The organism is Oerskovia sp. NPDC056781, from assembly GCF_042789955.1.
GTDB lineage: Bacteria > Actinomycetota > Actinomycetes > Actinomycetales > Cellulomonadaceae > Oerskovia > Oerskovia rustica.
This window is the reverse complement of the sequence record NZ_JBHUAD010000137.1, coordinates 1-10,585: the sequence shown is the minus strand read 5'-3', so window position 1 is coordinate 10,585 and position 10,585 is coordinate 1. Positions and strand designations below refer to the sequence as shown.

Sequence of the window (10,585 nt, the reverse complement as noted above, 5' to 3'; positions counted from 1 at the left end):
GGTCCGTCAGGACCGGGGCCTGCTGCGTGTCGTCCGGGGCGCGGGTGCCCGACGGCGGAGCGTGGGCCGGGCGGGCCGCGTCAGCGGTCGGTGCGTGGGAGGCGACGGCTCCCGTTGAGGTGCGTGACGCCGTCGGGCAGGTCGAAGCCGGGGTCCTCGTCGACGATGTCGAGCATGTCCCCGATGCGCGTGACCTCCAGCAGGAACCGCACCGTCGGCGGGGCGCGCAGCACCCGGACCCGGTGCGGGCCGCGGGTCGCGAGCCGTGCGAGGAAGGCGACGCCCGAGGAGTCCATGAAGGTCACGTGATGGGCGTCGATCTCGACGGGCAGGCCCGTGGCCTCGGCGTCGGCCGTCGCGTCCAGGAGGTCGGCGCCGAGATCGGCGTCGATCTCACCTGACAGGACGATCCGTGCCCGGGTCGCCCCGACGATGACGTGGACGCTCGCAGGATCGGCCTGGTCCGTGACGACGCCGCTCGCCCCGAGTTCGGGGTCCTCGGGCTCGCTACCAGCCGTGGTGTTACCGTCGCGCACGTTGCTCCTCCCAGCGTGGACCGGACCCGCACAGGTCTCGGAGATCACCAATCTACGGTTGAATGTCCACTCGGGACAGTAACGCGCTCACGGCAGTGTCGTTCGGAGGTGGAAATGGTCGGCTCGTCGAGCCTGGGTCTGGGCTCCTGGGGCCACGTTCCGCGTGCCGGTGGGACGTCCCTGCCGGACGGCGGGGCGGAGACTCTCGCGCGTGCCGTCCAGCGCGCGGGCGTCGCGGCGTTCCTCCTGGGACCGGCCTCCGCGGGCATGCCCGTGCTGTGGGTCAACGACGCGTTCAGCAGGCTCACGGGCTTCTCGACCGACGAGGTCGTCGGGCGTCGGCCGCAGTTCCTGTCGGACGTCCTTGCGGACCAGTCGGAGGCCGAGCACTTCCGGGCCGGCGTCCTCGAGGGCCGCGAGGTCAAGCGCACCGTGGAGCACGAGCGCCACGACGGGTCGATGATCTGGGTGCAGCTCACGCTCGCGCCCGTCGACGAGGCCGGTGGCGAGGTCGGGCACTGGGCGGGCTCGATGGTCGACGTCACCGAGCACGTCGACCGGTCGGCGGCCCAGCTCGCGTCGCTCGAGCTCGAACGGCGCAAGCGCGCGGGGCTCGCGATCATCACCGAGACCTCGGACCTGCTCAACGACCTGGACTACCCGCTCGCGCTGCGCGAGATCTGCGACGTCCTCGAGGGGGCGCTCGTGGAGTGGGCCGGCTTCTACATGAACGACGACGGGCTCCGGTTCGCCGAGGGCATCGACACCACGACCCCACCGAGCGGGCGCGGGCAGCGCCACGGCCGGTACATCGCGGACGGTGCAGGCATCGTCGAGGGGGCCATGGGGCAGACCGACGCGCTGGGCGACGCGACGGGGCCCGCCCTCCTGGTCCCGGGGACCGTGATCGACCTGCAGGACACCGTGCAGGACCTGCTCGACGGACGGATCGACGGTCCCGTCCGGCTCGACCTGTCGGCGGACTACCCGCAGTGGTCGGCGTCGGGCTGGCTGAGCCGGGACGTCCGGCAGCGCACCTCCTCGCTCGTGGGTGCGCCGCGCGAGGTGCTGCTCCACGCGATCGCGGGGCGCCGTCGCGTCCTGGGGGTGCTCGCGACGAGCGGGCTGCCCGCGTCACCCGGCACGGTGTCGGACCCGGAGAGCGCCGACGCGGTCCTGCGCACGCTCGCGAGGCGGGCCGGTCTCGCGATCGACAACGTCCGTCTCTACGCCCGGGAGCACCGCCTCGCGGAGACCCTGCAGCGTGCGATGCTCCCCGAGCAGGCGGACGTGACCGGGCTCGACGTGTGGACGTACTACGCGCCCAACTCCGAGCACGCCCAGGTGGGCGGCGACTGGTACGACGTCCTGCAGATCACGCCCGACGTCGTCGGGCTCGTCATCGGGGACGTCGTGGGGCACGACGTCGAGGCGGCCGCGGCCATGGGGCAGCTCAGGTCGGTCGTGCGCTCCTACGCGTACGAGCTCACGACGCCCGGGCCGGTCCTCGAGCGCGTGGACCAGCTCGTGGTCGGCATGCGCATCCCGCGGTCCGCGAGCCTCGTCTACGCGTCGCTCGTGCGGCACGACGAGCAGCCGCCGTCCGAGGACGGCGTCGACGAGCACGGCACCGACCGGCCGGGCACGGACGAGACCGGCGCCGACGAGGGCGCCACCGGGGACGCGCAGCGCTGGACGATCGAGTACTCACGGGCCGGGCACCTGCCGCCGCTGCTCCTGCGCGGCGGTGAGGTCACCCAGCTGAACGAGGCGGGCGGCTCGCTGGTCGGGTTCGGGGTCGGGACGCGCGCGACGGGACGGGCGGACCTGCAGCCGGGGGACGTCCTGCTCTTCTACACCGACGGTCTGATCGAGCGCCGGGACCGGGCGCTGCGCGTGGGCCTCGACGCCCTGGTCGAGGCGACCCGGGCCATCACGGCGATCGACTCCGCGGGCATCGGCGAGGAGCTCCTGTCGCGCCTCGCCGACGCCCCCGAGGACGACGTCGCGCTCGTCGTGGTCCGTGTCCCGGACCCCGTGACGGACCCGGTGACGTCGGCCCTGAGCCCCCGCAGCCGCCGCTGGCTCCTGCCGAGCGAGCCCGCGTCGATCGGTCGGGCGCGGCACGCGGTCCTGCGTACCTGCCAGGCGTGGGACCTCGGCGACAGCGCCAACGCCGAGCTGGTCGTGTCCGAGCTCGTCGCGAACGGTGTCCTGCACGGGTGGGGGCACCTCGCGCTGCGGCTCTTCGACACGGGGGACGGCCTGCGCGTCGAGGTCGAGGACTCGAACCCTGCGCCGCCCGTGTCGACCGACGGGCACGTGCACCGCATGGGCGGGTTCGGGATGCAGATCGTCGAGCGCCTCGCGGACTGGGGCTGGCGGCCGGCCGGCTCGGGCAAGCTCGTGTGGGCCAGGCTGCGGTCGGCCGCGGAACGCGCGGACCGAGGGGCGAGGTCCGAGGGCGCCTGAGGGCCCGTCAGGCGGTCGCGCTCACCGGCGGGTCGCAGCGGTGGTCCGCGTCGATGCGGAACAGGTCGAGGGCCCCGCACACCTCGAGCACGAACAGGTCCCGGTCGTCGCAGCCGCGCAGGACGGTCGCCCCGCCGCGCTTGCGGCCGGAGTCGGCGAGCGAGATGAGGAAGGCCGCGCCGGTCGAGTCCATGAAGGTCACGCGGCACATGTCGATCACGAGGAGCTGACGGCGCAGCCCGACGACGCGGGCGGCGATCTCCGGGAACTGGTCGCGTTCCGCGAGATCGAGGTCCCCGGCGATGACGAGCGTGGTCGTCGCGGGGGACGTGGAGATCTCGATCATGCTCATGACTCTAGGGTGCCGGGCGTCTCGTTGCACATGCGCTCGTCAGGAGCCTGCGAGAATCGCTGGATGTCCCACGCACCCACGCACCGCAACCTCCTCGACGGGCCTGCGCCCGTCCGTCTCCCGGCCGAGCCGGACGTCGACGCGGCGATCGCCCGGGGGGACGACACGTTCGCGCTCGCCGGCGCGCACCCTGCTTCCTCGCTCCCGTGGGCTCTCCTCGCCGAGGCCACGCTGCGCGAGGGCGGCGAGCACGCGGCCGTCACGGCGTACGCGTTCGCCCGCACGGGCTACCACCGGGGGCTCGACGCGCTGCGTCGCGCCGGCTGGCGCGGCCAGGGCCCGATCCCGGCCGACCACGTGCCCAACCAGGGCTTCCTGCGGGCGCTGCTCGCGCTCTCGCGCGCGGCGTCGCTCATCGGCGAGGACGGCGAGGCCGAGCGCTGCGCCCAGTTCCTGGTGGACTCGGGGACGTCGGCCGACGAGGTCGGTGCCCTCGCGGGCTGAGACCTGCCCGGGCGTCTGCGGCGAGCGGGGTGAGCCGGGCCGTCGGACGTCGGCCCGGGTGGTCGCGGGCCCCGCTGCCCTGCTCCCTCCCGCCGCCGACGGCGTCGCGCACGCTGCGTCGTCGGGCCGCGGGATGCTCCTCGGTGGGCCGAGGGGCCCGCCGAGGTCAATGGCAGGTAAACTCGTCCAGGCTTCCGGGTGACTGCCGCCCGGACGCGCCTCGGGCCCGCGCAGGACCCGTCGGCGGTACGCGCCGTGCGTCGACCCCCGGTCGATGGTGCGCGACGCGGTCGCTCGCCGACCGGACAGTCCTGACGTACGTGCCGGTCGGTGCCGGTCCGTGACCCGGTCCGAGGAACAGGCAGTCTGAAAGTGGGGAATCCATGCCAGGCGTGGTGCTCATCGGTGCCCAGTGGGGCGACGAAGGCAAGGGCAAGGCGACCGACCTCCTCGGGTCGCGGGTCGACTACGTGGTCAAGTTCAACGGCGGCAACAACGCCGGGCACACGGTCGTCATCGGCGACGAGAAGTACGCCCTGCACCTGCTGCCCTCCGGCATCCTGTCGCCCGGGGTCACCCCCGTCATCGCGAACGGGGTCGTCGTCGACATCGAGGTCCTCTTCCAGGAGCTCGACGACCTGATCTCACGCGGCGTCGACGTCTCGCGCCTGCTGGTCTCCGGCAGCGCCCACGTCATCGCGGGGTACCACCGCACGATGGACAAGGTGAGCGAGCGCTTCCTGGGCAAGCGCCGCATCGGCACGACCGGCCGCGGGATCGGGCCGGCGTACGCCGACAAGATCAACCGCGTCGGCATCCGTATGTGGGACCTGTTCGACGAGAAGATCCTCGCGGAGAAGATCGAAGGCTCGCTCGACCAGAAGAACCACCTGCTGGTCAAGGTCTACAACCGGCGCGCGATCACGGTCGACGAGACCGTCGAGGAGCTGCTGGCCTACGCCGACCGCGTCAAGCCGATGGTCGCGGACACCTCCCTGATCCTCAACCAGGCGCTGGACGCGGGCAAGAACGTCCTGTTCGAGGGCGGCCAGGCCACGATGCTCGACGTGGACCACGGCACCTACCCGTTCGTGACGTCGTCCAACGCGACGGCCGGCGGGGCGCTGACGGGCTCGGGAGTGGGCCCCACGAAGATCTCGTCGGTGATCGGCGTCATCAAGGCGTACACGACTCGTGTCGGCGAGGGCCCGTTCCCCACCGAGCTCTTCGACGAGATGGGCGAGTACCTGCTCAAGGCCGGCGGCGAGTACGGCGTGACCACGGGTCGCGCGCGTCGCTGCGGCTGGTACGACTCGGTGATCGCCCGGTACTCGAGCCGCATCAACGGCATCACGGACCTCGTCGTGACCAAGCTCGACATCCTCACGGGTATCCCCAAGATCCCGGTCTGCGTCGCGTACGACGTCGACGGCGTCCGCTACGACGAGATGCCGACCGACCAGACGGCGTTCCACCACGCGAAGCCGATCTACGCCGAGTTCGACGGCTGGACCGAGGACATCTCCGGCTGCCGGACGTTCGAGGACCTGCCAGCCAACGCGCAGGCGTACGTGCGCTCGCTCGAGGAGCTCTCGGGCGCGCGCGTCTCGGCGATCGGCGTGGGGCCGTCGCGGGACGCGATCATCCCGCTGCACGACCTGCTGCACTGAGCGGCGACCCGACAGCACTTCCGAGACGCACGTACCGGTCCTAGCCCGTCCTCCCCTGGAGGGAACGGGCCGGAGCGGGCATCTCGACCACGCCGAGGCCCTGTGCCCCGTTCGCCACGAGGCGCGCGGAGCGCAGGGCCTCTGTCGTGCACCGTCCGCGCCGGTGTGACCTTCATCTCACGGGCTGTCAGAAAACGGACAGCGATGCACAAGTTGCCCGGGTGAACCCGCTGGCGTGTCTTCACCACGAGAATTGTTCCCGTTATGGTAATGGCGTACCAAGAATGTCGAGAAAACGGCGCTTCTTGGGGTGACCGCAAGGAAGCTTCAGGGACGACGCCGGCCGTACGTCGCGCTCTCCCTGACCGAGAGACAGGTGTCGACCTCATGCAGGAATCACGCAGCCGCACGATCAAGATCGGGCTCGCAGGACTGGTCGTCCTCGGGGTCGGCGTCGCCGCGACCAGCGCTCTGTGGAGCGACAACGTCTGGTTCGCGGGTGACGTGTCCGCCTCGTCCTTCAACCTGGTGGGCTCGGTGACCGGTGCCGACACCGGCTTCCAGGAGGGCACCACCGAGAGCGTCGCGCTCACGATCCCCGTCGTCGAGGACCTCGCCCCCGGCGAGACCGTGACCCGGACCGTGTGGGTCAGGAACGCGGCGACCTCGACCCACGCTGCGGACCTCGTCGACACCCCCGTCGTGACGGTCACCGGCGACGCCGCGTCCTTCCTCACGGTCACGGCCGCCTACAACCCCACGGGAAGCGAGAACCCCGACGCGCTCGCACCCAACGAGGTCGTCCCGGTCGACGTCACGTACCAGTTCACGAACCCGGACACCAGCGTCACCGGCCCGAACCAGGGTGCCATGGGCAAGGCCGCGAAGATCACGGTCCAGGTCACGGGTACCGAGGTGACTCCCTGACATGACGTCGACCCCACGCACGGCGCGCGCCGTCGTGGGGGTGACGACCCTCTGCGCGATGGGCGGTGCCTGGCTCCTCGGAGGAGTCGGCGCCGCCGTCGCCGTGGAGCTGCCCGCCAGGGCGTCGGCCGGGGAGGTGAGCCCCCTGCCACGGTCGTTCTCCTTCGACGGCATGTCGCCGGGCCAGACCCGATCGACCATCGTCGACCTGGCCTCGACCCACGCGACCGACGGCTCCGTCGTCGAGGTCCGCGTCACGACGAGCGGGGAGCTCGCACCGTCGCTCAGCACCGTCGTCGAGGCGTGCCACGCCCCGTGGGCAGACGACGACTGCCCGACCGGCGCGGTCGTCCTCGTCGACGGGTGGCGGGGCGGGCAGGCCGGGGCGGCGCACGAGGCCGTCGTCCTGCCCGCGGGCGCGACGACCTCGCTCAAGGTCTCCGTCACGCTCGACGACGACGTGCCCGCCGGGGCGACAGGAGCCGTTCGATTCGACCTCGCGATCCAGGGGACGCAGGACGGCTCCTCCGCGGGCAGCGGGACCGGGGTGCCCGACGACGCGTCCCGGCCCGCGTCCGGCGGTCGCCCGGGGAGCGGGTCGCTCGCGGCGACGGGTGCGACGGTCACCGCCCTCGCCGCGCTCGCCGGAGGGTTGCTCGGCGTGGGTGGTGCCCTCGTGCGACGCCGGAGAGATGCTCAGAACGGCCGACGACGCGGGTGAGCCGACGAGAGTGACGACCACGGGCACCGGTACGGGACGACTGCAGGACGAGGAAACAGGACGAGAGGAGTGATCGTGACCAGCCGAACGACGCCTCGAGCACGCTCGGGCGGTCCTGGCTCCGGACGCCTCCGTCCGCGGGCTGCTGCGGTGCTCGTGCTCCTGTTCGCTGCCTCGGTGGTCCTCTGGGGGGCGGGTCGCGCCCAGCCGACGGTCGCCGCCTGGACCGACGCGGTGTACTCCCAGGGGCTGGTCGACGTCGCCACCGCCAGCACGGCGACGGACGTCGTCGCAGGCGAGGACTTCTCGTGCGCTCTCGCGGACGGGCAGGTCTGGTGCACGGGAGACAACTCCGCGGGCCAGCTCGGGACCGGCGACACCACGTCCTCGGACGTGTTCGTCGGTCCGGTGGGCGGCGAGCTGCAGGGCAGGACGGTGACCCACCTCGACGCCGGGGCCGCCCACGCCTGCGCCGCGACCGACGACGGCGTGTTCTGCTGGGGCCGCAACGACCACGGCCAGGTCGGCCAGCCCGGCGTCACCGGCTCGACGGTGCCGGTCCGGGTCGCGTCGCAGGACGTCAGGTCCGTGACCGGGCTCGAGCTGCGAGCGGACTCCTCGTGCGTGGTCTCCGGCGGCAAGGGGTACTGCTGGGGGGACACGCACACCTCGGCCGGGAGCTCGGCCGCACCCGTCCTGATCTCGGGCGGCGCCCTCCCCGCGTCCGCGGTCGTGACCGACATCGGTGTCGGCGAGGCCTCCGCCTGCCTCACGGCGGACGGCGTCCCGTACTGCTGGGGCGAGAACGGTCGCGGACAGCTCGGCGACGGCACCACGAAAGCCGCCCTCGTGCCGGTCCAGGTCGTGACCACCGGTGCCATGGCAGGGTTCGCGGTCGGCGACGTGGCGGTCGGTCAGAACTTCGCGTGCGCCGTCGGGTCCGGTCCGAACAACGCCCTGCGGACGTTCTGCTGGGGCGACAACGCGAAGAAGCAGCTCGGGCAGTCGAACGACGGGGCCCAGGTCGAGCTGTCGAGCATGCCGCTCCAGGTCCGTGGTGCGCTCACCGAGATCGGTGTCCGCTCGATCGACCTCGGCGGTATGACAGCCTGCGCCATCACGGCCGCCGCAGACGGCTACTGCTGGGGCGACAACGCCTCCGGGCAGGCCGGTGTGGGGTACGACGAGTCGTGGGCGCAGACCGTCGTCGACCGCCCGTCCGAGATCACGACCGGCCAGATGGACAGCAAGCAGTTCGCCACGATCGACGTCGACAGCAACCATGCGTGCGGGATGTCCGTCGCAGGCAACGTCTACTGCTGGGGGAGCAACGCCCAGGGGCAGCTCGGTATCGAGGGCGGTCCTGCGGCGGCGCCCAAGAAATACCGGCCGTGGCCGGTCGTGCAGACCTGGTCCGCCTGGGGGTGACACGGTGACTCCCTCGACCTCGTGCGTGCGGACCGAGCATCCCGGAGGTCCCGCATGAAGTGGCTCAAGCGCATCGGCGACGCGTTCCTCACGGTCGCCGCGGTCGCCGGGGTGCTCGGACTCGTGCTGTTCCTCGGTATCCAGACGGGCAACCTGCAGTCCCTCGTCGTCGTCTCGGGCTCGATGATCCCCACCTACGAGGTCGGCGACGGGATCGTCTCGCGCCGCGTCCCGGCCCGGGCGCTCGAGGTCGGCGACGTCGTGAGCGTCTTCACCCGCGACGGGGTGCTCGTCACGCACCGCATCGTCCAGGTCGAGGACGGGCCGGGGGATGCCCGGACCCTGACGCTGCGCGGCGACAACAACCCGGTCGACGACCCCGATCCCTACGTGGTCGAGGACGCCCTGGTGCCCATGGTCCGGATCCCGGGAGCCCGGGACGCGGTCGAGGTCCTGCGACGCCCGGCCGTCGGGATCCCGATCGTCGTCGCGGCGTGCGCCCTCGTCGGGTTCGCGCTCATGCCGTCCTCGAGGAAGCGCCCCGAGCAGGAGGCGGACGCCACCGCGGCGCCCGACGCCGTGGACGCCCAGGGGCCCACGACGCCGGATCGGTAGACTGCGGTCCCGTGAAGATCCTCGTCATCGGTTCGGGTGCCCGCGAGCACGCCATCGTCCACTCGTTCGCCCAGGAGGCCGTGGCCACCGGTGCGGAGGCGCACGAGCTGCACGCCGCCCCCGGCAACCCGGGCATCGGCGAGCTCGCGACCCTGCACGCGGTCAGCGCGGTCGACCCGGAGGCCGTCGCGGCGCTCGCGACCGGCCTCGGCGCGGACCTCGTCGTGATCGGCCCCGAGGCACCGCTCGTCGCGGGGGTCGCGGACGCGGTGCGCGCGGCCGGCATCGACTGCTTCGGGCCGAGCGCGCAGGCTGCCGCGCTCGAGGGCTCCAAGGCGTTCGCCAAGGACGTCATGGCCGCCGCGTCGGTCCCGACCGCGCTCGCGCACGTCTGCACCGACATCGACCAGGTCGCCGACGCGCTCGACGCGTTCGGTGCCCCCTACGTCGTCAAGGACGACGGGCTGGCCGCGGGCAAGGGCGTCGTCGTGACCGACGACCGGCAGGAGGCGCTCGAGCACGCGCAGGCCTGCTTCGCGACGCCCCGCCCCGGCGCGGGGGACCCGGTCGTGGTCATCGAGGAGTACCTCGACGGTCCCGAGGTCTCGCTCTTCTGCCTGTCCGACGGCACGAGCGTCGTCCCTCTGGCCCCCGCACAGGACTTCAAGCGCGCGTTCGACGGCGACGCCGGTCCCAACACGGGAGGCATGGGCGCCTACAGCCCGCTGCCGTGGGCCCCGGAAGGTCTGACCGAGGAGGTCGTGACCCGGGTCGCGCAGCCCACGATCGACGAGATGGCGCGCCGCGGCACGCCGTTCGCCGGCGTCCTCTACGTGGGCCTTGCGCTCACGAGCCGCGGCACCCGCGTGGTCGAGTTCAACGCGCGCTTCGGTGACCCGGAGACGCAGGTCGTCCTGGCCCGCCTCACGACCCCGCTCTCCGCGGTGCTGCGCGCAGCGGCTCGCGGCGAGCTCGCGGACTTCCCGCGCCTGCGCTGGTCCGACGACGCCGCGGTCACCGTGGTCGTCGCCGCCAACGGCTACCCCTCCACCGTCCGCAGCGGCGACCCGATCACGGGCATCGACCGTGCCGAGGCGGTCGAGGGCGTGCACGTCCTGCACGCGGGCACGGCGCTCGACGAGGGCACGCTGCGCAGCGCGGGCGGCCGCGTGCTGTCGGTCGTCGCACGCGGCGAGGACCTCGCGCAGGCGCGTCGTCGGGTGTACGCGGGCGTCGACCAGGTCGTCCTGCCCGGCTCGCACCACCGGACCGACATCGCGGAGAAGGCTGCGCGGGGCTGACCGTGCGCCGCTGACGGCCCATGGGGCCGCGCGCGTGAGGCGGACCGGTGGATGAGGAA

At 72.6% G+C, this 10,585-nt stretch carries 10 protein-coding genes; 8 read left to right on the top strand and 2 right to left on the bottom strand.

The annotated features are described in order from the left end of the window. Positions 1-80: 80 nt before the first annotated feature. Positions 81-536 (bottom strand): STAS domain-containing protein, encoded by a 456-nt coding sequence (locus ACFRCR_RS12475; RefSeq protein WP_138826418.1) that lies wholly within the window; start codon positions 534-536, stop codon positions 81-83. Between the two features lie 114 nt (positions 537-650). On the opposite strand from ACFRCR_RS12475, the gene ACFRCR_RS12470 reads away from it, so the two are divergent. Continuing rightward, positions 651-3,008: a SpoIIE family protein phosphatase gene (locus ACFRCR_RS12470; RefSeq protein ID WP_377677915.1), complete on the top strand. Its 2,358-nt coding sequence runs from the start codon at positions 651-653 to the stop codon at positions 3,006-3,008. A gap of 7 nt (positions 3,009-3,015) precedes the next feature. Here the strand turns inward: ACFRCR_RS12470 and ACFRCR_RS12465 are convergent, their stop codons facing one another. Then, positions 3,016-3,354: an STAS domain-containing protein gene (locus tag ACFRCR_RS12465; protein ID WP_030151057.1), complete on the bottom strand. Its 339-nt coding sequence runs from the start codon at positions 3,352-3,354 to the stop codon at positions 3,016-3,018. A gap of 69 nt (positions 3,355-3,423) precedes the next feature. Between ACFRCR_RS12465 and ACFRCR_RS12460 the strand changes: the two genes are divergently transcribed. From ACFRCR_RS12460 to purD, 7 genes are all read left to right on the top strand, one after another. After that, the gene (locus tag ACFRCR_RS12460; protein ID WP_377677913.1) at positions 3,424-3,864 is read left to right on the top strand and encodes a DUF3151 domain-containing protein; all 441 of its coding nucleotides are present in this window, start codon (positions 3,424-3,426) and stop codon (positions 3,862-3,864) included. A gap of 383 nt (positions 3,865-4,247) precedes the next feature. Then, positions 4,248-5,534 carry an adenylosuccinate synthase gene (locus ACFRCR_RS12455; RefSeq protein ID WP_377677911.1) on the top strand — a complete coding sequence of 429 codons (1,287 nt, stop codon included), beginning with the start codon at positions 4,248-4,250 and terminating at the stop codon, positions 5,532-5,534. 387 nt (positions 5,535-5,921) lie between these two features. After that, the gene (locus ACFRCR_RS12450; RefSeq protein ID WP_377677909.1) at positions 5,922-6,461 is read left to right on the top strand and encodes a hypothetical protein; all 540 of its coding nucleotides are present in this window, start codon (positions 5,922-5,924) and stop codon (positions 6,459-6,461) included. A 1-nt stretch (position 6,462) separates the two neighbouring features. After that, a complete protein-coding gene (locus tag ACFRCR_RS12445; protein ID WP_377677908.1) occupies positions 6,463-7,182 on the top strand; it encodes an LPXTG cell wall anchor domain-containing protein in 720 nt (239 codons plus the stop codon). Between the two features lie 75 nt (positions 7,183-7,257). After that, on the top strand, positions 7,258-8,610 hold the full coding sequence (locus ACFRCR_RS12440; protein WP_377677907.1) for an RCC1 domain-containing protein: 1,353 nt from the start codon (positions 7,258-7,260) through the stop codon (positions 8,608-8,610). 54 nt (positions 8,611-8,664) lie between these two features. Further along, the gene (locus ACFRCR_RS12435; protein WP_377677905.1) at positions 8,665-9,225 is read left to right on the top strand and encodes a signal peptidase I; all 561 of its coding nucleotides are present in this window, start codon (positions 8,665-8,667) and stop codon (positions 9,223-9,225) included. A gap of 11 nt (positions 9,226-9,236) precedes the next feature. Continuing rightward, positions 9,237-10,526 (top strand): phosphoribosylamine--glycine ligase, encoded by a 1,290-nt coding sequence (gene purD / locus ACFRCR_RS12430; protein ID WP_377677904.1) that lies wholly within the window; start codon positions 9,237-9,239, stop codon positions 10,524-10,526. Positions 10,527-10,585 lie beyond the last annotated feature (59 nt).

Coding starts and splice junctions, on each gene's coding strand:
- ACFRCR_RS12450 (WP_377677909.1), top strand. CDS start 5,922: ATGCAGGAATCACGCAGCCGCACGATCAAGATCGGGCTCGCAGGACTG.
- ACFRCR_RS12460 (WP_377677913.1), top strand. CDS start 3,424: ATGTCCCACGCACCCACGCACCGCAACCTCCTCGACGGGCCTGCGCCC.
- ACFRCR_RS12435 (WP_377677905.1), top strand. CDS start 8,665: ATGAAGTGGCTCAAGCGCATCGGCGACGCGTTCCTCACGGTCGCCGCG.
- ACFRCR_RS12465 (WP_030151057.1), bottom strand. CDS start 3,354: ATGATCGAGATCTCCACGTCCCCCGCGACGACCACGCTCGTCATCGCC.
- ACFRCR_RS12455 (WP_377677911.1), top strand. CDS start 4,248: ATGCCAGGCGTGGTGCTCATCGGTGCCCAGTGGGGCGACGAAGGCAAG.
- ACFRCR_RS12470 (WP_377677915.1), top strand. CDS start 651: ATGGTCGGCTCGTCGAGCCTGGGTCTGGGCTCCTGGGGCCACGTTCCG.
- ACFRCR_RS12445 (WP_377677908.1), top strand. CDS start 6,463: ATGACGTCGACCCCACGCACGGCGCGCGCCGTCGTGGGGGTGACGACC.